This is a genomic window from Collinsella sp. AF33-16, assembly GCF_003475325.1.
Lineage (GTDB): Bacteria > Actinomycetota > Coriobacteriia > Coriobacteriales > Coriobacteriaceae > Collinsella.
The window spans coordinates 22,559-46,326 of record NZ_QRQC01000013.1 but is presented as its reverse complement, the minus strand read 5'-3'; the positions used below and the strand labels follow the sequence as shown (position 1 = coordinate 46,326).

Here is a 23,768-nt window from a genome sequence, read left to right as displayed (position 1 = left end):
GACCGCATCCAGTGTACCCACCGGGTGCGGTCCGTTTCAATGGCTCAAAAGCCCTTGCCTAGCAACTCTCGGTCTTAAGCCGAAGCGTGCTTACATGAAGCCGCAGACGCGACCGATGATGCCGACGGCGAAGAGAGCCAGGATGATGACGATCGGGCTGACCTTCTTCTTGAGGAGCTTGCAGACCAGAAGGGTCAGGCACACGGCGGCAAGGCCGGGGATGAGCTGATCGAGGTTGGCCTGAAGCGTGGTGACCTTCACCGGGTCGAGTGCGTTGGCACCGACAGAGCTGTACATCGTCAATGCCTGCTTGATGCCCTCAGAACCGGCGGGCAGGTTGGCCCAGTCGATATAGGCGCCAGCGGACTGCGTGACCTTGGAGACGACCGGGGTGAAGGAGATGGACACCCAGCGCTCGACCAGGGCGCCGATGATGAACATACCCAGGATGGAAGCACCCTCGGTGACCTTGCCCATCAGACCGCCGGAGAGGTCCTTGGCGATGGAGGAGCCGACCTTGTAGCCAAACTCCTGCGTGTACCACAGGAAGGCGTAACGGATGATGTTCCACGCGAAGAAGAACAGCAGCGGACCGGCGATGCTGCCGGACAGGGCCAGGGAAGCGCCCAGTGCGCCCAGAATCGGGCGAAGGGTGAACCAGAAGGCGGGGTCGCCGACGCCGGCGAGCGGGCCCATCATACCGACCTTGACGCCCTGAATGGCGACGTCGTCAATCGGAGCACCGTTGGCGCGCTCCTCCTCGAGGGCGAGGGTAACGCCAATGACGGGGGCGGAAACATAGGGGTGGGTGTTATAGAACTCCAGGTGGCGCTTAAGAGCGGCAATCTGGTCATCCTTGCTGGTGTAGAGCTTCTTGATCGCAGGGATCATTGCGAAGCACCAGCCGCCGTTCTGCATACGCTCGTAGTTCCACGAGCCCTGAAGGAACTGATGACGGAAGCAAACCTTCTTACGGTCAGCCTTGGTGAGCTGAATCTTGTTCTCTGCCATATGTATCACTCCCCTCCTACTCGTAATCGTTCAGAATGTCGCCGAGCGGGTCACCGGAGCCACCGCCCATGCCGCCACCCTGCTTGGCCAGATCCTTAAGGCCAAGGTAGATGAGGGCAAGGGAGATGCCGATGAGGCCAAGGGCGATCAGCGTGAGCTGAGGGATGGCAGCAAGGACAAAGCCGAGGATGAAGAACGGCCAGGTCTCCTTGGTGGCCATCATGTTGATGACCATGGCGTAACCGACGGAAGCGACCATGCCGCCGCCGACAGCCATGCCGCCGGACAGCCAATCGGGCATAGCGTTAAGCGCGTTGGTAACAGCCTCGGCCGGGATGATGCACAGAAGTACTGCCGGGATGGCGATACGAACACCCTGCATGAGGATGCCGGCGTACTGCCAACGCTCGATGCCGGCGAAGTCGCCCTTCTCGGCGCAGGCGTCCATGCCGTGAACCATAGCGGTAGCCAGGGTACGGCAGATCATGGTCAGGAACAGGCCAGCGACCGACAGCGGAACGGCGACGGCGATGGCGGCGGTAACAGCCTTGGCCGAATCGGTGGCGCCGCCGTTGAGGGCGAGCACCATGATGATCGAAGAAGCGACCGAGGCCAGAGCGGCGTCAGGCGCGACGGCGGCGCCGACGTTAGCCCAGCCAAGGGCCATCATCTGGAGCGAACCGCCCAGGAGGATGCCCTCCTGAAGGTGACCGGTTACGAGACCGATAAGCGTGCATGCCACGAGCGGCTGATGGAACTGGAACTCATCCAGAATGCCTTCCATACCGGCAAGCAACGCGACAATCGCAACAAGCAGAATAGTGATTGCAGACATGTATCGGACCCTCCTTTACTATGCTTGAGCGGCCAGTTCGGCCTTAGCTTTCTTCAACATGGCGTCGAGATCCTCGGAGGAATCCGAAGGAACCTTGCGGACCTCGAACTTGACGCCCTTGGCCTTGAGAGCCTCGATGGTCTTGACGTCGTCATCGCCCATAGCGACAGCGTTAGTGACGACGACCTTGCCCTTGGAGTGGGCCATGGAACCGATGTTGGCTTCCTTGATGTCGACGCCGGCCTCGATGGCCCTGAGCAGATCCTGCGGGTTCTCGAACAGCAGCATCGCCTTGGTGTCGCCAAAGCGCGTGTCCTTGACGACCTCGGCCATCTTCTTGATGGGCACGACGTTGGCGTGGACTCCCGGAGGGGCAGCCTGCTCGATCATGGTCTTGCGGAGCTCGTCGTGAGCAACGCCGTCGGAGACCACGATGATGCGGTTGGGGTTGATCTGCTTGGTCCACGTGGTGGCCACCTGACCATGCAGCAGACGCGTGTCGATACGGACGTGGGCGATCTTGATGTGCCCGTCGCCGATCACCGTTCCCGGAGGAATGGCACCCGCAGGAGCAGCGGCGGCCGCAGCCGGCTTCTTCTCCTCGGGCTCCAGAGACTCGGGCTTGACGCGCACGCCGGCCTTAGCCTCAGTCACGAGATGTTTTGCGATCGCATGTGCAGTGTTCTTTGCGTCAAAGCGCTGCGAATATGCCTCGATGAGCATAGGCAGGTTGACACCGGTGACGATAGCCCAGGAATCATGGCCCTCGATGAGACCGCTGATCTGGTTGAAGGGCGTGCCGCCCCACAGATCAACGAGGAAGAGCACCTGCTCCTGGTCCTCGAAGGAAGCGACTGCTTCCTCGACCTTGGCTCGGAAGTCGTCGGGGCCCATGCTCGGCTCGAGCGAGACCACGGCTACAGACGGCTGATCGCCAAAGACCATCGAGCCCGTCTGCTTGATTCCAGCCGCCAAGTCACCATGGCTAGCAAGAACAATACTTACCATCACATAACCTCCTTTTTGTCTACGTATTTCCTACACGACAATAAAGGAGTATACCTGTTCGCCTTGTGGATTTATAGCTAAATTCGCAAACGGTTGCATTATTTGTTTAAACGTCTAAGTTTGTTACAAATTGATTACGTTGCTGATTTACAGCTCATTGCCTACTAAAACGTGATTTCCCAATTACTTTCACAGATATATACAGACACTCTGTTCATTAACGCCGCTTTTAGGTTAATCCCAATGCGCCTGCGTGCCGCTATTTTGTTTAAGCAGACATAACTTGACTAATTGTATAACTTATGATCTAGCGCAAGTAGTCGTTGGGGACGTTCTTAAACGACTAGTCAAACAAGAACGTCCCCAACGACTAGGGGCTAGACGATGTGGAGAGGGTTAGCGGCGTCGACGGCGTCGGGGGCGTCAGAAGGGCCGTCGGGGGCAGCGTCTGTCGGGTCCTCGTCGGGGGTCTCGATCTGCTTGATCATGACCTCCTGGCCCTGCAGCAGATAGGTCTCGCCGCTACCGCAATGGGGGCAGGTCTTGCCGTGCTCGACCGTCGCGTAGTCGCAGCCGCACGCCTCGCAATGCGTCACGGCCTCGACAGGCTCCACAATAAGCTCCGCGCCCTGCGTGATAGGCTTTTTATCTGCCGCCCAGCGCCAAGCGTCAAGCAGCAGATCGGGAACGACGCCCGAGACCTCGCCCAGCAGCAACGTCACACTCGAAACGCGACGCACGCCATTGGCGCGCGCCACATTCTCAACATCGCGAATGATGTGATACACAATCCCTAATTCATGCAAGTCGAAACCCTTTCTGCAGAGGTTGATTCGATGCAAACTCAAAGCAAGGGGACGGCGAAATCTAGTCTGCGCCGTCCCCTTACCCGCCATGGTTACCTATTTACGACCGAACTTAATCTTGATGGCGCGCTTCAAAGCGTACTTGCCGAGGCTCGGGAGCTTTTGCTCGTATTTGACCATCGTGGAGCACTCGGGGCGGTCGCGATCCAGATGGATGGCGTCAAACGCGCACTTGGTGGTGCACAGGCCGCAGCCGATGCACTTGTTGGGGTCGACGATCGAGGCACCGCAGCCCAGGCAGCGAGCGGTCTCGGCGCGCACCTGCTCCTCGGTAAAGGTCTCGACGTACTCGCTAAAGGGCGCAGCCTTCTCGCGCTCGCGGTCGACACGTGCCACCTCGCGGCTTGCGTTGTCATAGCTCTCAATCACAACATCGTCGCGGTCAAGCGCGGTGTAGCGGCGCTGGTTGCGGCCGATGGTGAGCGTGGAGCCCGGCTGCACAAAGCGATGGATGGACACGGCGGCCTCGTGACCGGCGGCGATGGCGTCGATAGCAAAGCTGGGACCGGTATAGACGTCGCCGCCCACAAAGATGTCGGGCTCGGCGGTCTGGTACGTCTGCGGATCGGCAAGGGCACCCTGGCCGCGGCCGAGCTCCACCTTGGAGCCAGCCAGCAGGTCGCCCCACACAATGGACTGGCCAATCGACATGACGACACGGTCGGCATCGACACGACGCAGGTCGTTCTCGTCGTACTCGGGCGCAAAACGGCCCTCGTCGTCAAAGACGCGCGTGCAGCGCTTGAAGGTGATGCCGCACACACGACCGGTCTCGTCCAGGTGAACCTCCTTGGGACCCCAGCCGCAGCTGATGTGAGCACCATCCTCGATGGCCTCGCGACGCTCCTCCTCGCTGGCGGGCATCTGAGCCTCGCTCTCCAGGCAGAACATCTCAACATGCTCGGAGCCCAGACGGCAGGCGTTGCGCGCGACATCGATGGCCACGTTGCCGCCGCCCACCACGATGGTGCGGCCGGGCAGCGCGTTGATCTTGCCACTGTTGACCTCGCGCAAAAAGTCGACAGCCACCGTCACATCCTCGGCATCCTCGCCCGGAATGCCGGCAAGGCGTCCGCCCTGGCAGCCGATGGCAACATAGAAGGCCTTAAAGCCCTGCTCGCGCAGCTCGTCGAGCGTCACATCACGACCGACCTCCACGCCATAGCGGAACTCGGCACCCATCAGGCGAATAACCTCGACCTCGGCCTCAATAACGTCCTTCTGCAGCTTAAAGCTGGGAATACCGTAAGTGAGCATGCCGCCCGGGCGCTCGTTCTTCTCGAACACGACGGGCTTGTAGCCCTTCTCGGCCAGGTAGAAAGCGCAGGACAGGCCGGCCGGACCGGCACCGATAATAGCGATCTTCTGATCGAAGCCGCCAGCGCGCGTCGGCGTCACCACGGGCGGGACATAGCGGGTCGCGGCATCCAGATCGCGCTGGGCGATGAACTTCTTGACCTCGTCGATAGCCACGGCGGCGTCCACACGACCGCGGGTGCAGGCATCCTCACAGCGGCGGTTGCACACACGGCCGCAGATAGCGGGCAGCGGGTTCTCGCGCTTGATGAGCGCCAGCGCCTCGTCATAGCGACCCTGCGCCGCGAGCTTCAAATAGCCCTGAACGGCGACATGCGCGGGGCAGGCCGTCTTGCAGGGAGCGGTGCCGGACTCATGCGTCTCGATGCGGTTGTCGTTGCGGTAGTTGGGCGACCACTTGGTATGGTCCCACTTGGTGGCATCGGGCAGCTCCTGGCGCGGATACTCGGGCACCTGTCCGCCCGCCTTTTTGCTGCAGAGCTTCTGGCCCAGCTTGGCGGCGCCGGCCGGACACACCTCAACACAGCGACCGCAGGCCACGCACTTGTCCTTCTCGACCTTGGCGACATAGGCCGAGCGCGACAGGTTGGGCGTGTTGAACAGCTGCGAGGTGCGCAGGGCGTAGCACACGTTAACGTTGCAGTTACAGATGGCGAAGATCTTGTTCTCGCCGTCGATGTTGGTGATCTGGTGCACAAAGCCGTTGTCCTCGGCCTGGCGCAGGATGTCGTAAACCTCGTCGCGGGTCACGTAATGGCCACGGTCGGTCTCGACCACGTAGTCGGCCATATCGCCCACAGCGATGCACCAGTCGGCCGGATCGTCGGCGCAGCCTTCGCCCATCACGCGGCGGCTCGCGCGGCAGCTGCAGGTGCTGGCGGCATATTTGCCATCGTATTTGTCGAGCCAATGCTCGATATGCTCGATCGGCACCGAGGTGCTCGCGGCATCGATGGCCTTCTCGACCGGAATGACATGCATGCCGATGCCGGCACCGCCGGGCGGCACCATCGGCGTGGCCTTGGACAGCGGGCCTTTGGATGCCTGCTCAAAAAACTTGGCATAGACCGGATGCTCCTCGAGCTGGCTCACGCGCATGTTGAGGAACTCGGCAGAACCCGGCACCAGCATGGGCAGCACCCACTGCTTGGCGCGCTCGGGGTTTTCCCAGTTGTACTCGAGCAGACCCGTGTAGCTCATGTCGTCGAGCATTTTTTCGATATCGGCCTCGGGCATGCCGGTGAGCTTGACCATCTCGGGCAGCGTATAGGGACGGCGCATCTTCATCTTGCAGAGCACTTCGGCCTGCTCGTCGGTTGCGGCCTCGGCAAACGACCAGTACTCGTAGCCCAGCAGCTCGTCGCGGTGCAGCAGGCGGTTGGTGCAGTGCTCACACAGTTTGACGATGGCCTCGCGCGGATGCTCCGGTATCGGCGGCACGAACTCCGCGCCGATATCGGGCTCGGTATAGCTAATCCCCGGTCCGTTGAGAATCATAGTCGTCCCTTCTCTTGCCACAGCCCGGCGAGACCGCAGCGCCCCTCTTTTTTTGCAGGCCGGGCATGCCCCCATGCCTTTCACCCGCCATTGTTGACATTGTGTCAAAAATAGTATTGACGAACCGTCAACAATATTCAAGACTGTTAGGCGAACGGTCAGGCAAAAGAGGATGAAAGGCGGCAAAACATGGGCAACAACGCAGCAGATATCTCTGTGGTCGATGCCGTCCCCGCATCCGATAGCGCGGCAAAACGCCTGACGGGCGACGAGCGCCGTCGCGAGATCCTCGCCGCTGTGCGCGTCGTGAGCGCCGAGCTTGGTGTGTCCCATCTTTCGGTATCGGCCGTGACCAAGCGGGCTGGCTGCACGCGTTCGCTGTTCTACCACTACTTTGCCGATATGGATGCCGCCGTCACCGCCGTTATGGACGAGGCAATCGACGGCTTTATCGCCGAGCTCGAGCAGTGGAACGCCAGCCGCACGGTTGGCGACATCGAAGGCGCACTCGACACCGTTGCTCCGCTCTTTAAGCGCCTGGTCGTGAGCGGCCACGAGTTGCCGAGCACGCTCACCTCGAGCAGCGGCGCGCTCTACGGCGGCTTTTTGCACAACGTGGTCCAGCGCGTGGCGCAGTATATCTGCGATACCACCGTGGTGGATTTTGTCGCCCATCACGAGCTACGCATCGACCATGTCTACGAGACGTTCTACACCCTCATCATGGGGCTGCTGATGTATATCCGCACGCACCCCGATGTGCCCGACGAGACAGTCAAGGAAATCATCGCCTCGACGCTCCATATCGAGGGCTATACCGCCAAGTATCAGGAGCGCAAGCCCCAGAACTGACGACATTTTGCCAAACTGCCCGCGACGGAAGAGGGGACGCGGGCGCATGAAAGGAGAGCAGCATGCTGTTCGATGTCTGGGGTAGCGATACCCTTATCCACTGGGTCGGCTGGGCGATGGTCTTTATCGGCCTGATCGTGCTCAACGAGGTCGGCCGCCGCACCAAGCTGGGCGCGGCAATCATCTTTGGCGTAGCTCCGCTTGCCATGACCATCTACTGCGTCGCCATCGCCATCGGCGTTTCGCAGGGTGCCGAGTGGGCACTCACCAACCCCACCCATGTGTACCAGAACAGCTGGTTCCACTACGCCAAGGTATACGCGGCGCTGGCCGGTTGCTGGGGCTTCATTGCCATTAAGTACCAGTGGGGCAAGATCGGCAAGGCGCATTGGTTCCGCGCGTGGCCGTTTGTGATCGTCGCCATCAACATCATGATCGCCGTCGTGTCCGACTTTGAGAGCGCCTATCACTTCTTTGTCCTGGGCCAGTCCACCTGGGTCACCTCCGAAGGTGCCACGCAGCTCGCCGGCTGGAACAACGTGTTCAACGGCATCGCCGGTATCATCAACATCTTCTGCATGACCGGTTGGTGGAGCGTCTACGCCTCCGAGGACAAGACCGACATGCTGTGGCCCGACATGACCTGGGTCTACATCATCGCCTACGATATCTGGAACTTCTGCTACACCTACAACTGCCTGCCCACCCACTCCTGGTTCTGCGGCTTTGCGCTGCTGCTGGCGCCCACCGTCGCCGCCTTTATCTGGAACAAGGGCGGCTGGATCCAGAACCGCGCCTTTACGCTTGCTATTTGGTGCATGTTTGCCCAGGTGTTCCCGTACTTCCAGGAGGAGTCCATCTTTGTGACCCACTCCACGCTCGACCCCGGCGCCGCTACCGCGGTCTCGATCGCCGCACTGGTCGCCAACATCGCCGCGATCATCTACATCGCCTACCGCGCCAAGAAGCTCGGCCGCAATCCCTACAAGCAGGATGTCTTTGAGGGCACCAGCGATTGGGAGAAGGCTACCGCTCGCCGCGCCAAGGTGGATTACGCACACGCCGAGTAACGCGCTCGCTGCCGTCCGCATTTGGATGCAGGCGCGTCTCTTTGGCTCCGTAATCTCGCGTTATGCGCAGCCCCCGGAAAGCAATTCGTTTGCTTTCCGGGGGCTTTTTGCTGTCGCGCGTGCATTCATGCACATATTCACAATGTATCGCGCAGATAAAATCGAATTTCCGACTGCACGCCAGCTCTATGTGACCTTAATTTTGGGTACATTGTTGTCCCGATATTGAGCTTGGGGGATATATGGAAAATGAGACGAGGGGCCAAGAGGACGCGGCCCAAGATGCAGCGGCGTGCGCCGAGGCCTTGGAGAGCCTAGACCGGTTTTCGCTGGACGAAGTTGCGTTTGACGAGACAATCGTCGACATGCAGGACGCGGCGGGCGATGGCATACCGGATACGGGCGACGACGTCGAGGATGCTCGCGATGAAGCCGATGTCGAAAAAGGCGATGACGAGGGCAATGGCCAACCGGAACCCAACGCGGGAGATGAGACCTCCCTGCTTGGCGACTTGCCCGTCGACGAATCGCTCACCCGCGAGCTCCCCGGCTTGGGCTCTGCGCCAGTCGTCGACGAGACCATCGCCATGGGAGATATTCCCCTGCCGTCCGCTCCCTCGGCACACGAAGCCGAGGTTCGTCATCGTAAGATGTCGCCCAAGCGCCGCAATCTGATGGTCGCCGGTGTCGTGGCCGTCGCGCTCGTCGCCGGCGGCGCGGGCTATGCGGCTTGGAACGGATACCAGCAAGAGCAGGCCGCCGTAGTTGCCGCAAACGCCCATACCATGATGTCGGTGCAAATTGGCGTACATGCCGCGGGACTCGACTGCTCCACCGGCTCAAAGATCCCCGTGCAGGTGAGTGGCCAGGACTCCGACGGCTCTTCTGTGAGCGAAACGCTCTACGTTGACGAGCACGGCCGCGGCATCAAACTGCTGCCCGGCGATTACACGCTCTCCATCGCTGCCTCCCCCATCGCGGCCGACGGCACCATCTATACCGTCCCGACCACCAAGACGCAGGTCACCGTTAAGAGCGATGGACAGGATTTAAGTGCCCAGGCTGCCTTTAAACTCAAGGTGCCTTCGGCCGACACGGTAACCAACGACCAGATCGACGCCGCCGCCAAGTATGCCGAGGAAGGCGGCGCGAGCTCCGCCGCCACCGCCAAGGTGCTCCAGCAGGCGGCAACCGCGCGGCGCGACGCCGCCGTCAATGCCGTGAGCGCGCAAAAGGCACAGGCAGCCCGTGATGCCGACGCCCGTCACAAGGCAACCGACCTCTACCAGCTCGATATCCCCGTCGAATGGTACGGCAAGGTCGAGACTTGGCAAAATGGCAGCACGCTATGCATCTATCTTGCCGGCGACAGCGATACGCCGATTGTGACGCTCGTCGCGGTGCGCGAGGGCGAGAGCTTTACGCCCGATGAGGGCGATACGGTTTTGGGTGCGGCCAATCTAGGCAACGGTTATACCGTCTACGCCAGCGGCCCCGTCTATCCGTACGTGGTGCCCCAGACCATCAACGGGCGCACGCAGAACCCCGTGTCGACCTATCCCATGGACACAGCCATTGAGCTTGTCGAGCTTACGACCGGCAACCGCTACACCTACAGCCAGATCAAGAGCGTGCTGGTCGGCAAAGACGGCAAGGCCGACGCTGCCACCAAGCTCGAATGCGACTACATCGCCCAGATTCTGCTGCCGAGCATCAAGGCCCAGGACTAGCCGGGCGCATCATGGTACTCCCCAACCGTGATGAAGGGGCCAGGAGGTCCTGGCCCCACAGATCCGTAGATGATTAGGCAAGGAGCCACTTCCATGCGGGCACAGCGTGTACCACACCGTGTTCACATGGAATATCGGCCTGTTCATCCATAGTAACGATTACCGACTCGCCAAGATCAAACTGGGCCATCGAGGCATCGAGGGCTGCAATTTCGCGTTCGCGCGTTTTCTCGCTTGCCATATCCACACTCACCTGAGTCAGGCTATAAGCCTGCATGAGAAGTGCATCCCCAGCCACAAAGTCAACCTCATGGCTTTTATTCTTCTCCTTGACCAGTAGGCGGCAGACCGAACCGACCCGCACCGCAGGAGTCCTTCTTCTGAGCGCATTGAACACCGCAGTCTCGAGCCTCTGGCCCTGGTCCAATGCCGATGCGGGAGAGAATGCTCCAAACATCGCAGGATCGACAGCGTAGACTTTAGACGCAGACCGCGTATTATTTGCAAGTGAACGCGTAAACTCCGGCACAGAAAACAGCAGGTAGGCGTCCTCGTAATACTCAAGTAAGTCGCTGAGCGAATTACGACTGACGGGTATCTGCCTGCTCTTGAACTCGTTGTACACCTTGTTCACCGACAGCTCTCGTCCCGAAGATGCCATACACCGCGTCAGAAACAGTGAGGCCAAACGAGGGCTCTTGACGTCGTAACGCTCCACAACGTCCATAGCGACCGTTCGCGACGCATATTCCTGTAGCAGCTGAATCGCGTCTGCGGGCGTCTGCTCAAGTGTCGCGATGAATCCCCCTCGCTCGAGATATCCGACCAGATGGTGTCGGAGCAACGCTGCAGCGCTTGAGGAGAAGGGCGCGTTCGACTCAGGAACGCTCCCCGTCTTATATCGGACGTATTCCGAAAAACTCAACGGAAAAAGCTCTCGCACAAGAGAACGGCCCCTGAACTCGCTCTTAAGTTCTGAGGACAGCATCTTAGAAGAAGATCCCGTCACGTAAACGGTCGCCTTCTCCGTATCGACCACGCGTCGCAGAAACGCACCCCATTCGGGTATTTCCTGGATCTCGTCAAAGAAAAGGTAGGCGCCCTCGCCTCGAGCAGCAGGATATAGTGCATAGAATGTATCGAGCACGTCCGCTAGTAGCGATGGCTCATACGGACGCAAGCGCTCATCCTCAAAATTGAAATATAGCATCCGGTCAAGCTCGACGCCTTGGCCCTGAAGCCGCCGCATCTCCTGATACAGGCGATACGTCTTTCCACAACGACGGGCGCCCACAATCACATATACGATGTTGTCGCGCTTTGGCTCCTGCGGGTTGCCCAGATCAAGGTCGCGCTCAAAGACCTGCGGAATCCCCTGTTGCTCAAAGTCCTTTATTTTTTGAGCCACCAAGTCGTTGAATGCCATAATTCTCCAATCTTGCTCTCCTGCTAATCAAGATTATAACGATTCTTGATTAGCAGGAGAGCAAGATTGTGCGTATCTTGATTAATGGATAAGCAAGTTTTCTATTAGTGGCCCCTCCCGGAGGATATCGAGCGGCCGAGGGGGGCAGGCATGAACGCCTCTAGCCGAAAACAAAGTAGCTAAAAAAGCCCCGTCCCAAATGAGCTACTTAACGCCAGGGGTCAGCTTCGAAGAGGGGCTCGCGCTCGGGGCGGCGATCGCTGTAGGGATCGTAGCCGTCATCGTCCTCGTTCTCGGCACGGATGTAGGGGTCGCGCGGCTTGGGCGCCGGCTTGGACGTGGGCCTGGGCGCCGGCGCGCTTGTCTTGATCTCGTCTTTCATCTGCATAGCTCCTTACATCGCATCCGTTCGGCATCATCGATTGTCGCACGAAAAAGGGCGGCGGACCCAATGGATCCGCCGCCCTTGGCGTTTAGAGACGGCTGGTAGATTTTAAGGCATATCCCAAAAATCTACTCGGCGTCGGGGACCTCGTAGGTGGCCGCCGGCGTGTTATCGCACACGACGGTAAAGCCGCCGTCCTTGTCGGCATCGACCGTCACCTGATCGCCCTCGCGCACCGTGCCGTCGATGATAGCGGCGGCGATGGCATCCACGACCTCGCGCTGAACCAGACGCTTGAGCGGACGGGCGCCAAAGACCGGGTCCAGGCCGCCCACGGCGAGCATCTGCTTGGCCGCCGGGGTGATGGCAAGCGTCATGCGCTCCTTGGCCAGACGCGCGCGGACGTCGGCGAGCTGGATGTCGACGATCTTCTCGATCTGCGCCATGCCGAGCGGATGGAACACCACGATATCGTCGATACGGTTGAGGAACTCGGGGCGGAAGGTTTGAGCCATGGCCCCGTCAACCTGATGGCGCATCTCCTCCTCGTCCTTGCCGGACAGATCGGCGATAGCCTTGGAGCCCACGTTGGACGTCATGATGATAATCGTGTTCTTGAAGGACACTTGGCGACCCTGACCGTCGGTCAAACGGCCGTCGTCGAGCACCTGCAGCAGCACGTTAAAGACATCCGGATGAGCCTTCTCCATCTCGTCGAGCAAGATCACGGAGTACGGACGACGGCGCACGGCCTCAGTGAGCTGGCCGCCCTCGTCGTAACCCACGTATCCCGGGGGCGCACCGATCAGACGCTGGACGCTGAACTTCTCCATGTACTCGGACATGTCGATACGCACGAGTGCGCGCTCGTCATCGAACAGGCACTCGGCAAGCGCCTTGGCGAGCTCGGTCTTGCCCACGCCGGTGGGGCCCAGGAAGAAGAAGCTGCCGATGGGCTTGTCTGGGTCGGAGAGACCCGCACGGCTGCGACGCACGGCCGCGGCTACAGCGGAGACGGCCTCGTCCTGACCGATAACGCGCTTATGCAGCTCGCCCTCCAAGCCCTTCAACTTGTCGAGCTCGCCCTGCATCATCTTGGACACGGGCACACCGGTCCAGGCGCTCACGACCTCGGCGATCTCATCGGAGGTCACCTGTTCGTTGAGGCCCTCGCCGTCCTGCTGCTTTTGCGCCTCGAGCGCAGCCTCGGAATCCTGAATCTGCTGCTGCAGACCCGGGATCACAGAATAGCGAAGCTCGGACGCACGGCCCAGATCGCCGTTGCGCGTCGCGCGCTCCTCTTCGCTCTTGGCCGCGTCAAGCTGGCCCTTAAGCTCCTGCACGTGGTCGATGGCGTTCTTTTGGTTGAGCCAGCCGGCCTTTTGCACGTTGAGCTTTTCCTGGACTTCGGCAATCTCTTGGCGCAGAGCCTCCAAACGCTCCTTAGAGGCGTCGTCGGTCTCTTTCATGAGCGCCTGTTCCTCGATCTGCAGCTGGGTGAGCTGACGCGTGGTGGCGTCGATCTCGACCGGCATGCTGTCGAGTTCCATGCGCAGGCGGCTCGCGGCCTCATCGACCAGGTCGATAGCCTTGTCGGGCAGGAAGCGGTCGGCGATGTAGCGGTCGGAGAGGTCGGCGGCAGCCACGAGCGCGCTATCGGTGATGTGTACGCCGTGGAAGATCTCGTACTTCTCCTTCAGGCCACGCAGGATTGAAATGGTGTCCTCGACGGTAGGCTCGCTGACCATCACGGTCTGGAAACGACGGGCGAGCGCCGCGTCCTTCTCGATGTACTTGCGGTACTCGTCGAGCGTGGTCGCGCCGATCGCGTGCAGGTCGCCACGAGCGAGCGCCGGTTTGAGGATGTTGCCGGCGTCCATGGAGCCCTCGGTGGCACCCGCGCCCACGATGGTATGGAGCTCATCGATGAACAGGATGACCTTGCCTTGCGCCTTTTGCACTTCCTTGAGCACGGCCTTCAAGCGGTCCTCGAACTCGCCGCGATACTTGGCGCCGGCGACCAGCGCGCTCATGTCGAGCTCGATGAGGTCGCGGTCGCGCAGGGTGCTCGGCACGTCGCCGGCCACGATACGCTGGGCGATACCCTCGACGATGGCCGTCTTGCCGACGCCCGGCTCGCCGATGAGCACGGGGTTGTTCTTGGTGCGGCGGGACAGAACCTGGATGGTACGGCGGATCTCGTCGGTACGGCCGATGACCGGGTCGAGCTTGCCGGCGCGGGCCAGATCGCAGATGTTGCGACCGTACTGCTCCAGCGCCTCAAACTGGGTCTTGTCCTCGGCAGACGTCACGCGGTCATCGCCACGCAGCTCCTCGTAGACCTGCTCGATGCGCTCCTTGGTCACGCCAGCGTCACGCAGTACACGACCAGCCTCGCCCTTGTCCTCGGCAAGCGCCATCAGCAGATGCTCGGTCACCACAAAGCTGTCACCCATCTTGGTGGCCTTCTTCTCGGCCTTCTCGATGACACGGACGAGCTCATTGGAAAGGCCCATCTGCTGGCCCTCGCCCGAAACCTTGGGCGCGCGGTCGATGGCATCTTGTGTGGAGCGTGCAAGCTGGGCCGGATCGGCGCCGATGCGCTCGATGATCACGGAGATATTGCGCTCGCCGGCACCAAGCAGGGCGGACAGCAGGTGAATCGGCTCCACCGCGCCGGCCTGCGCGTCGGCAGCTGTGCTCATGGCGGTCTGCAGCGCCTCGCGCGACGTCATTGCTAGCTTATCGATTCTCATGGAATCACCTCTCTTGGGGCGGCCGCCCTACGGGGCGGCTTCACGTTGTTCGAGAAGTATTGTTGCCAGCTTTACGCGATCTTATACACAAATCTAAGTCTCTATATATAAGATTTTCTGAGTGATTGAGAGATAGGACTTGAGAGTGTCGGTCCGGCGCGACCGTGGAACCCAACTGTCTCAATCTGTAACATCTGGCAGCCCTTTTCGGTCCCAGGTGTTACAGATTGAGATGGAGCGCGGAGCCCCGCCCAAAAATCTCAATCTGTAACACCAGGCCCGCTTTTAACAGCCCAGCTGTTACAGATCGAGACAAACGGAACCACCACAAAGGGGACAGGCACCTTTGTGTTGGTCCACATCAACATCGAGCTCGCTCCTAATATCCGTTATTCCTGCTCGTATTGAGGTTAAAATGAACTGTGATTAAAGCATATTCATTTCTCTCGTTCTTGATAGCTCTTCGTCTCAAGGAGCAGATATGAAGTCGTCTTATTCTACTGCTCGCAACGTCATTGCCATTCTCGCCATACCCATCGTGATGCTCTTTCTTATCGTCGTCACACCCTTTTCCCTGGGTATCGCCTCGCCCTTCGATTTGTGCGGGATGGTCGACGCCGGCTCGCGTGCCACCTCGCTCTCCTTTATCTGCCGCGGTGTGCTCTACGAAGATGCAATTCCCACCGGGCTTTGGCGGTCAAAGCTGCCGCTGCTCGGTCAGGTCGACGGACGTTCTCCCTACTTCAACCTTGAACCTCAAGCGATGAACTATCTGATCGATGACCAACCCCTTGCCTCCATCACCCTCGCTTACGACTATGCTCCAAACACCGATGAGCGTCACATGAACCAAGTCCTCGACAAACTGCTTGAACAGTGCGGGCTCACCGATGAGGTCGGCCGAACCGTCGACAGCGACCAGAAATTAAAGCGAACAGAACTCCGCCGCATAGGAAAAATCAGAGAGCGAGGCAGAGCTGCCTACTGGCAGGCCTGGGCGATACGCGACAAAAGCGAATTTGGGCACAGCACCTATACGGTCACCGTCTTCACTAAAGATGGAATCAAGGACAATGTTGACGATTTCGCATCGTCCAAACTCGGCATCCCCAAAACGACCAAATCCGCCAGCCCGGACGAAATCCTGTAGAGGTTTTCATTGAAATGTTGCTCAACCCGAACGGCGACATCGAGCTCGCTCCCCACCACCACAAAGGTGCCCGTCCCCTTTGTGGTGGTTTTCGGCGATCATTTCCGCCCTACGATGCAAGAAGCCGCCGCAGGAACCATCCCTGCGGCGGCTTCTTTGGGTTGGCAGGGACCAATCGCCGGCGTTGAAGGCCGTTTTTAGTCTCTGACGTTGGCTTTTGGCCCCTTCAAGCTATCCGACAAATATCAATATCTTGATAGGATTTCATTCGAGCTCTTAAGCAGATATTCGCGCAGCAATGGAATCGAGAACCTCACCATGCCACGTGAGGGCGCATCGATAACCTGTGCCTTGATAAGTTGCCGTCGTGTCGCTGTCAGGCTCGCAGGGGGCAAGGAGAGCCCCGCTGCGATCTCTTTGGTCGGCACATTCCCCTCATGCTTGGCCATGGCAATGAGGTACTCAATCGCGCGAAGCGGCAAATCGGCAAGGGCAACGTCGAGCACGGAGCCCTCAAACTCCCCATACGCATCTTCAATGCCCTTCTGGGCATCCTCAAGTGAAATCGACGCATCGCGGTCGGCATGCCTGCGCGCATTCGCGAATACGCGATAGCCCACGAGTTGCACGAGATACGCATATCCCCTCGTAGCACAAGCCGTCATTTCAAGCGCCTTGCCATCCAAGTGCAAACCGGCACCTTCCACGGTTGAAGCCATCGAATCCGAAACATCCGACAGCGGAATCGAGGCGAGCTCCTCAGCCTTAGCTCGTTGTAGAAATGTAAGGGCACGGCCGTTGATGAGGTCCATTACGCCCATGGTCAAGCCAGCAAATACAAACGCGATATTCTTGCGTTCGCGGATAAGGTGCTGCACGGCCGCTGCAACGAGCCGCACGTCATCAGCATCCGCATCCTGTATTTCATCGACCGTCACCAGCAGACCGGCACCATGTTGCGTTTCCCGCGACGCCACGCTCGTCAAGACGCCCCGCAACGTCTCAGGCCCGGTCAAGGACTTAGATACGCCCGCTTTCACCACACCAAGACTTGCTTCTAAATGAAGCTCGGTATTGTCCGAGGTGCGTGCGAGCTCATGTTGAATGGCGTCGACGATACTGCCCGCCGCAGTCACGTCAACCACGCGCCAACCATACGACTTCGCAATATCGCCGAGCTCTGTCAACAGCGCCGTCTTGCCCGACCCGCGCGGGCCGGTAATGCGCATGAGCCTTCCGGGGGCGCCCACGCCTTCTTCGATGCCGTCCCTAAAATCATCAATAACCCGCTCGCGTCCGATAAGGACCGGAGGTTCAGCGCCAGCGGTCGGCTTAAACGGGTTGATTATCGTGCGCTTCAATGTCCCCACCTTCCTACTGTCGTCGTTATCGTGATTATAGTATCAATAGTGCAAATAGTGAAAGTAGTGAGAATAGTTCAACTATTTAATCATGCGGCCGTTTCCCGCCGCTAACAACTAAAGGTGCCAACAGTCCGCGTTGGACTCTAACAGGAAAACATTTGGCCCCTCAAAAACCACCGCAAGGGGCCTTTGTGGTGGTTTTCGCTCCAACACACCCCGCTGTCTCAACCTGTAACATCCAGCGGCCCTTTTCGGTCCCAGGTGTTACAGATTTAGATGAAGCGATCGACGGCAACCGTTTGTCTCAATCTGTAACAACTACTCGGCAAATTGGGGTCCAGATGTTACAGATCGAGATTAACCGCGGAGCCCCGTCCGAAAATCTCAACCTGTAACACCAAACCCGCTTTTTGCAGCCCAGCTGTTACAGATTGAGACCAATGAAACCACCACAAAGGCGCCTGTCCCCTTTGTGGTGGTCCAGAGAAGAATCAGCCCCGATTAAAAGAGGCGGCATCAAGCCCAGTCTACGTTTAGCGATCCCAAATCGAAGCCCAATAGGGCCTTTTAGCCCTCTCATTCCGGGCGGTCGCTTTCTTTTGAATATTGTCGTAAGCTGGTATCACTTATCTTAATGAATGCATGCTGTTTGCGAGGTACCCGCCGTGAAACGCTCCACCTATATCGGCCTGCTCGTCTTAGCGTTTGCGATTGCCGCAGTCGGCGTAGGCATTATCTATCTCGCATTTCTCCCTGCCTCGGCGACGCAGGCGGCGGTTGAAACCATAAGCTATCCCATCGAAATCCTCACCGATATCGTCAAACCCGATTCAATCACCGTCGATTTCGACGGTACGCCCGCAGCGCTTGGGGTCAGCAACTATCCCCGAATCGAACTTGGAGCCACGCGCTATACCCAAAATGAGCAGCTTATCGGCAAGGCAACCAGTTTACTCAAAGGCAAGACGTTTAAGCGATGGTACGGCGCCGCAATATATCGAGCCAAGAAAGGCCAAATGAATGGCGGGTATTATTCGACCCTTGAACTCGATGCGGCAAACGGGAGCAGACTGTGCAACGTTTCATACGACCCCGGCTACGTGGACAACGAAGGGCCGGGAGTCTATATCTCGGATGGCAACGTGATCTACGTCATGGAAGGCGACCAGACGGCAGTCGTCGATTTTATGGATCGGTGTACCGAGGATGCCTACGAACAAACCTGCGAGCCCGATCCGCAGACAGCGCGCGACAGCGGCTCAGCACGCACTTGGCTATTTGACGATGAGATAACCTGGCCCCCATCGAAATAAGAACCCGCCGGACAGACACCTTTGTGGTGGTCCAAAAAGAAGCCGCCCCAATAAAAAGAGGCGGCATCAAGCAAGTCTATTTATTCGCGTCCCTCAAGACCCAACGAGAACGCAGAAACGTAGCCCGGGGCCACCCTTTGCCGAACGCGACCCTCGCGAAGCGCGTGAGCGGGCGGGAAAGGGTGGCCCCGGGCGGACAATTAAGTGCGTTACTCGGCAGCGGCCTTGAACTTGTTGTAGTTGATCAGGCAGCCGGCCTTAACGATGGCACGCTCCTCCGCCGTCATATCGGCAATGTAGAGCTCAATCTGCTCGACCGCACCGTCGACGCGCACCACGTAGGCGGCGATGTTCTTGAGGTCGCCATCGAGCGCGGCACGGATACCCGGCACAAAGACGTAGTCGCCCACCTCAAAGTTGGGCTCCGTCTCCATCTGGAAGGGCACCATGCCCCAGTTCATCACGTTGGAGCGATAGCGCTTGGTGGCGTACTCGTGAACGATGTTGGCTAGGCCGCCGATCACGCGCTGGCAGCTCGCGGCCTGCTCGCGAGCGGAACCGTCACCGGGCTTCTTGGCATAGAGCACGGAGCCGTATTCTGTCGCCTTGGCATCGGCCGCGACGCCCGCGCCCGCCAGTGCCTCAAACACGCCGGCAAGCTCGGCATCAAGCGCCGCTAGGTCGCCCGCGGACTCGCCGGCGACGCGGCGCTTCTCCACGGCGTCGACCTCCTTGGAGCGGCCCACGTAGGCCGGGTCGCGGCGGCTCAGCGTAAACTCGGCCAGACCCAGCGGGTTGGAGCGGAAGGAACTCGTCTCGCCCGAGGGAATGAGCTCGTCGGTCGTGGTGACCGGGTCCATGATCTTGGAGCACACCTTGAGCAGGATATCGTCGCCGAGCGGCTCCATCGCGGGCCACGGCTTGATGTTGGGGCCTTCGACCAGCTCGTCGGCAGGCTCCGCCTTGCCAAAGCCCCAGTACACGCGCTTTTTGTACGGCGCATCGTCAAAGGTGTACTCGCAGGCCTCGTCCCAGGTGTCCTCGGGCAGGTCGGTCGCCGGCGTCAGGACGCCGCCGTTGGCAGCCGTCGCTGCAATGGAGCGGGCGTCCATCAGAGCCACAGCGCTCAACTGGCCGTTGCCCGGCTTGGAACCCTCGCGGTTGGGGAAGTTGCGCGTAGTGTGGCGGATCGAAAGGCCGTTGTTGGCGGGCGTGTCGCCGGCACCGAAGCACGGGCCGCAGAATGCCGTGCGCACAATCGCGCCGGCCTCCATAAGGTCGTAGATATAGCCGCGACGTGTAAGCTCGAGTGCCACGGGCTGGCTCGTGGGATAGACCGACAGCGAGAACTCGCCGCAGCCGGTGTTGGCGCCCTTGAGCACGCGGGCAGCCTGGACCACGGAGTCGTAGTTGCCGCCCGAGCAGCCGGCAATAACGCCCTGCTGCACGCGCAGCTTGCCGTCGACGATCTTATCGAGCAGGCTAAAGTGCGTCTTGCCCTCGCCGATCTTGGCGGCCTCGAGCTCCACCTCGTGAAGGATGTCCTCGAGGTTCTCGTTGAGCTCGTCGATCTCAAAGCCGTTGGAAGGATGGAACGGCAGTGCGATCATGGGCTTGATGCTGGACAGATCGACCTCGACGCAGCCGTCGTAGTAGGCGACATCGGCGGGCTTGAGCTCGCGGTAGTCGTCGCCGCGACCATGCATGGTCAAAAACGCGTGCGTGTCCTCGTCGGTGGCCCAGATACTCGACAGGCAGGTGGTCTCGGTGGTCATGACGTCGACGCCGTTGCGGTAGTCGGTCGTCATGCTCGCGATGCCGGGGCCCACGAACTCCATGACCTTGTTCTTGACGTAGCCCTTGGCAAAGACGGCGCGGATGATGGCGAGCGCCACATCGTGCGGGCCGACGCCGGGGCGCGGGGCACCCGTGAGGTAGATGGCGACGACGCCGGGATAGGCGACATCGTAGGTGTCGCGCAGCAGCTGCTTGGCCAGCTCGCCGCCGCCCTCGCCCACGGCCATGGTACCCAGGGCGCCGTAGCGGGTGTGCGAGTCGGAGCCCAGAATCATCTTGCCGCAGCCCGCGAAGTTCTCACGCATAAAGGAGTGGATAACGGCGATATGCGGCGGAACGAAGATGCCACCGTACTTCTTGGCGGCCGAGAGGCCAAAGACGTGGTCGTCCTCGTTGATGGTGCCGCCCACGGCGCACAGCGAATTATGGCAGTTGGTGAGCACGTAAGGCAGCGGGAACCGCTCCATGCCCGAGGCGCGCGCCGTCTGGATGATGCCGACAAAGGTGATGTCGTGGCTCGCCATGGCGTCGAAGCGAATCTTGAGTGCCTCGGGATCTCCGGACGTATTGTGTGCCTGGAGGATCGAATACGCGATGGTGCCGCGCTTGGCATCCTCGGGCGTCTGCGTAATACCGCGCTCGGCAGCCTCGGCCGCAGGCACAACCTCGCTGCCGCCGCGCAGGTAGATGCCATCCTCGTACAGCTTGACCATACTGTCTCCCACTCTGCCCAAAACGATTTGGGCGCATAGCATACATTCGTTCAATATCGTGCCATAGAACGGTTGCGAGTGGGTTACGAATCTCTGCGTTCACTTTATCTCAGTAAAGCAGAGGACGAGTTAGGTCCTGGGGAGGCAGACTTAGACGCTCAAATGACGAGAGTGGATAATCTCCCACTTTGAGCCTGCAAACAGGCAAAAAACGGGAGATTATCCACTCTCATTCTGCAGGTACTCATTTAAGTCTGTCCCCAATGAGTGCCTACAGGTCGCCGCCCGTGCCCAGCAGTTTGCGCATGACTTGCTCGGGGTTGACCGAGCCATCGCGCGGGGCCAGGGCGGTGATCTTCTTCTGCATCTTGTACTCGTGCAGCTCGTCCTCGAGCTGGCGCACACGGGCGCGGAGCTTTTCGTTCTCGCGCTCGCGCTCCTCGGCACGCTCCTTCATATCGAGGATGCGCACCACGCCGGCAAGGTTGATGCCCTCGTCGGTCAGCTGGTTGATGAGCTCCAGGCGCTCGATATCGGCACGCGAATACAGACGCGTGTTACCGCCCGAGCGCTGGGGATTCACCAAGCCTTTGGACTCGTAGACGCGCAGAGTCTGCGGATGCATGCCGGTCAACTCGGCCGCCACGCTGATCATGTACAGCGGTTTATTCCTATTGTCCTCGGCCATGCTACCTGACCCCTTTCCGTCTCGTTATCGTCCATCATAAGCCCGCGGGCGTGGGCGTGCGCCGCGACCGCCCTAGTACGTCGCCTTGTAACGATTGACCTTCTCGCGATAGTCGCGCGTGTCGGCCTCGCGCAGCTTGGCCATGGCATCGCGCTCGTCATCGGATAGGTTCGTGGGGACCTGCACCTTGATCTCGACGAGCAGCGCGCCCGTACGGCCACGGTGTTTAACGTCGGGCGCTCCCATCTCCTTAAAGCGGAACTTCTTGCCCGTCTGGGTGCCCGCCGGCACCTTCAGACGAACCGTCGCGCCGCCGGGTGTGGGCACATCCACCGTGCAGCCGAGCGCCGCCTCGTAAACCGAGATCGGTACCTCCATGGTCACATCGGCACCTTTACGCTTAAACAGCGGATGCTCCTCCACGTGCGTGGTCACGACCAGGTCACCGCGCTCGCCGCCGGCAACGCCATACTCGCCGCGACGCTTGTAGCGCAGCTTGCCGCCATCCACGGCGCCCGCAGGCACCGAGACCGTAATGGTCTGCTGCTCGCCCGTCGAGGGAATGCGGTAGGTGACCTTGTGCGTCACGCCGCGGAACGCGTCCTCGGCCGTCACGTCGACAGTCAGCGACAGGTCGCCGCCCTTGCGAGCACGGCTGCGGCCCGCGCCGGCACCGGCAGCACCCGCAGCCCCGGCAAAGCCCGAGCCCCAATCGCTGCCCCAGGCGCCGTTGCCGCTAAAGATGCTGTCGAAGATATCGCCCCAGCCGCTCGCACCGGCGCCGGCACCGTAGCCGCCGCCATACGCGCCGCCCGCGCCCGGCATGCCGCCGAACATGAGCATCTGGTCGTACTCTTTGCGCTTCTTCTCGTCCGAAAGCGTCTCGTAAGCCTCGCTAATCTCCTTGAACTTGGCCTCGTCGCCGCCGGCATCGGGGTGGTATTTTTGCGCGAGCTTGCGAAACGCGCTCTTGATCTCTTTGTCGGAGGCGCTCTTGGATACGCCCAGGATGTCATAGAAGGTTTTGCCTGCAGCCATCGTAGCTCCTCTCCTGTTTCATCCACCGCTCAACGGGCGGCGGCTCATACTGTCATATGGCACTAGGCCAGAAAGGGCCCCGGGTGTTGCCCCGGGGCCCTTCTCAATTACTCCTCGGTGCTCTCGGCCGTATCGGCCGTAGCATCCTCGGGCGCCGCTTCGGGCTCCGGTGCGGGGCGTTTCTCGCCACCGTAGGTCACCGTCACCATCGCGGAGCGCAGGATGCGATCCGCCATGCGGTAGCCCTTCTGGTACACGTCGTTGACGGTCTCGTCGTACTGCGATGCGTCCTCGACACGCCCCACGGCCTGGTGCTCGAGCGGATCGAACGCCTCGCCCTTGGGGTCGATGGGCTCAACGCCCTCGTGCGCAAACACATCGAGCAGCTTGGCATGCACCGCATCAACGCCATCGACGAACTGCTTAAAGTCGTCGGAAAGCTCCTGGCTACGGGCATGGTCGATTGCACGCTCGATATCGTCAACCACCGGCAACAGCGCGGTGACAAGCTTCTCGGTCGCGCGCTCGCGCTCGGCGATACGCTCGCTGGCGGTGCGGCGACGGAAGTTCTCCCAGTCGGCCTGCAGACGGGCGGTACGCTCGGTGGCGTCCTTTGCCTTGTCCTCGGCGGCCTTCTGAGCCTCTGCCGCAGCATCGAGCTCGCTGCGTACGTCGGCAAGCTCCTTTTGGGCCTGCTCGAACTTGAGCTTAAAGTCGTTGTCGGCGGCTTCCTCACCGGCGCGGATAGCGGCTTCCACCATCTCGTCCTCGGTCATCGTCGCCTCCTTGTTGGAATCCTCTACCTGGTTCTCGGCAGCCTCGGCGGCCTCGGCCTCGTTGGCCTCGGTATCGTCGACGGCCTCTACGGGAATCTTCACGTCCTTCTCCTCAGAGTCAACGGGGGCGGCGCCAGCGGCGGCCGCCTCCGTGCGAGCTTTACGGGCGGACATGA

General features: G+C 60.2%; 18 protein-coding genes. 5 read left to right on the top strand and 13 right to left on the bottom strand.

The annotated features are described in order from the left end of the window. Nucleotides 1-90 precede the first annotated feature (90 nt). The 5 genes from DWZ52_RS06355 to DWZ52_RS06335 form a co-directional block, all read right to left on the bottom strand. A complete protein-coding gene (locus DWZ52_RS06355) occupies nucleotides 91-1,011 on the bottom strand; it encodes a PTS system mannose/fructose/sorbose family transporter subunit IID (RefSeq protein ID WP_117564942.1) in 921 nt (306 codons plus the stop codon). A 16-nt stretch (nucleotides 1,012-1,027) separates the two neighbouring features. Beyond that, complete coding sequence (locus DWZ52_RS06350; RefSeq protein ID WP_089573274.1) at nucleotides 1,028-1,846, bottom strand: PTS mannose/fructose/sorbose transporter subunit IIC; 819 nt, start codon at nucleotides 1,844-1,846, stop codon at nucleotides 1,028-1,030. An 18-nt stretch (nucleotides 1,847-1,864) separates the two neighbouring features. Further along, nucleotides 1,865-2,854, bottom strand: a complete 990-nt coding sequence (locus tag DWZ52_RS06345; RefSeq protein WP_117637934.1) for a PTS sugar transporter subunit IIB — start codon at nucleotides 2,852-2,854, stop codon at nucleotides 1,865-1,867. A 377-nt stretch (nucleotides 2,855-3,231) separates the two neighbouring features. Beyond that, nucleotides 3,232-3,660, bottom strand: a complete 429-nt coding sequence (locus DWZ52_RS06340; RefSeq protein WP_117648106.1) for a hydrogenase maturation nickel metallochaperone HypA — start codon at nucleotides 3,658-3,660, stop codon at nucleotides 3,232-3,234. Between the two features lie 96 nt (nucleotides 3,661-3,756). Beyond that, complete coding sequence (locus DWZ52_RS06335) at nucleotides 3,757-6,534, bottom strand: FAD-dependent oxidoreductase (protein ID WP_199409009.1); 2,778 nt, start codon at nucleotides 6,532-6,534, stop codon at nucleotides 3,757-3,759. 189 nt (nucleotides 6,535-6,723) lie between these two features. Between DWZ52_RS06335 and DWZ52_RS06330 the strand changes: the two genes are divergently transcribed. From DWZ52_RS06330 to DWZ52_RS06320, 3 genes are all read left to right on the top strand, one after another. Continuing rightward, nucleotides 6,724-7,386, top strand: coding sequence for a TetR/AcrR family transcriptional regulator (locus DWZ52_RS06330; RefSeq protein ID WP_117648108.1), 663 nt, complete (start codon nucleotides 6,724-6,726; stop codon nucleotides 7,384-7,386). A 62-nt stretch (nucleotides 7,387-7,448) separates the two neighbouring features. Further along, nucleotides 7,449-8,456 (top strand): DUF5692 family protein, encoded by a 1,008-nt coding sequence (locus DWZ52_RS06325; RefSeq protein WP_118385148.1) that lies wholly within the window; start codon nucleotides 7,449-7,451, stop codon nucleotides 8,454-8,456. A gap of 242 nt (nucleotides 8,457-8,698) precedes the next feature. Beyond that, nucleotides 8,699-10,186 carry a hypothetical protein gene (locus DWZ52_RS06320; RefSeq protein ID WP_117634472.1) on the top strand — a complete coding sequence of 496 codons (1,488 nt, stop codon included), beginning with the start codon at nucleotides 8,699-8,701 and terminating at the stop codon, nucleotides 10,184-10,186. Between the two features lie 73 nt (nucleotides 10,187-10,259). Here DWZ52_RS06320 and DWZ52_RS06315 read toward each other — a convergent pair whose 3' ends face one another. From DWZ52_RS06315 to clpB, 3 genes are all read right to left on the bottom strand, one after another. Continuing rightward, a complete protein-coding gene (locus DWZ52_RS06315) occupies nucleotides 10,260-11,612 on the bottom strand; it encodes an ATP-binding protein (RefSeq protein WP_117637939.1) in 1,353 nt (450 codons plus the stop codon). A gap of 208 nt (nucleotides 11,613-11,820) precedes the next feature. Further along, nucleotides 11,821-11,994: a hypothetical protein gene (locus DWZ52_RS10020; protein WP_192934549.1), complete on the bottom strand. Its 174-nt coding sequence runs from the start codon at nucleotides 11,992-11,994 to the stop codon at nucleotides 11,821-11,823. Nucleotides 11,995-12,125: 131 nt separating this feature from the next. Then, entirely contained in the window at nucleotides 12,126-14,753 is a 2,628-nt protein-coding gene (clpB, locus tag DWZ52_RS06305; protein ID WP_117648111.1) for an ATP-dependent chaperone ClpB, read from the bottom strand. A gap of 481 nt (nucleotides 14,754-15,234) precedes the next feature. On the opposite strand from clpB, the gene DWZ52_RS06300 reads away from it, so the two are divergent. Continuing rightward, on the top strand, nucleotides 15,235-15,903 hold the full coding sequence (locus DWZ52_RS06300) for a hypothetical protein (protein ID WP_089573291.1): 669 nt from the start codon (nucleotides 15,235-15,237) through the stop codon (nucleotides 15,901-15,903). Between the two features lie 245 nt (nucleotides 15,904-16,148). On the opposite strand, the gene DWZ52_RS06295 is transcribed toward DWZ52_RS06300, so the two are convergent. Further along, entirely contained in the window at nucleotides 16,149-17,264 is a 1,116-nt protein-coding gene (locus DWZ52_RS06295) for an ATP-binding protein (protein ID WP_158559633.1), read from the bottom strand. A gap of 668 nt (nucleotides 17,265-17,932) precedes the next feature. Between DWZ52_RS06295 and DWZ52_RS06290 the strand changes: the two genes are divergently transcribed. Next, nucleotides 17,933-18,580 (top strand): hypothetical protein, encoded by a 648-nt coding sequence (locus DWZ52_RS06290; RefSeq protein WP_118385147.1) that lies wholly within the window; start codon nucleotides 17,933-17,935, stop codon nucleotides 18,578-18,580. Between the two features lie 209 nt (nucleotides 18,581-18,789). On the opposite strand, the gene DWZ52_RS06285 is transcribed toward DWZ52_RS06290, so the two are convergent. The 4 genes from DWZ52_RS06285 to DWZ52_RS06270 form a co-directional block, all read right to left on the bottom strand. Beyond that, a complete protein-coding gene (locus DWZ52_RS06285) occupies nucleotides 18,790-21,090 on the bottom strand; it encodes a hydratase (protein ID WP_118385146.1) in 2,301 nt (766 codons plus the stop codon). A gap of 271 nt (nucleotides 21,091-21,361) precedes the next feature. After that, nucleotides 21,362-21,778: a heat shock protein transcriptional repressor HspR gene (locus DWZ52_RS06280; RefSeq protein WP_055250809.1), complete on the bottom strand. Its 417-nt coding sequence runs from the start codon at nucleotides 21,776-21,778 to the stop codon at nucleotides 21,362-21,364. Between the two features lie 72 nt (nucleotides 21,779-21,850). Then, nucleotides 21,851-22,816, bottom strand: a complete 966-nt coding sequence (locus DWZ52_RS06275) for a DnaJ C-terminal domain-containing protein (protein WP_117564550.1) — start codon at nucleotides 22,814-22,816, stop codon at nucleotides 21,851-21,853. Nucleotides 22,817-22,923: 107 nt separating this feature from the next. Then, the gene (locus DWZ52_RS06270) at nucleotides 22,924-23,766 is read right to left on the bottom strand and encodes a nucleotide exchange factor GrpE (RefSeq protein ID WP_117564549.1); all 843 of its coding nucleotides are present in this window, start codon (nucleotides 23,764-23,766) and stop codon (nucleotides 22,924-22,926) included. Nucleotides 23,767-23,768: the final 2 nt, after the last annotated feature.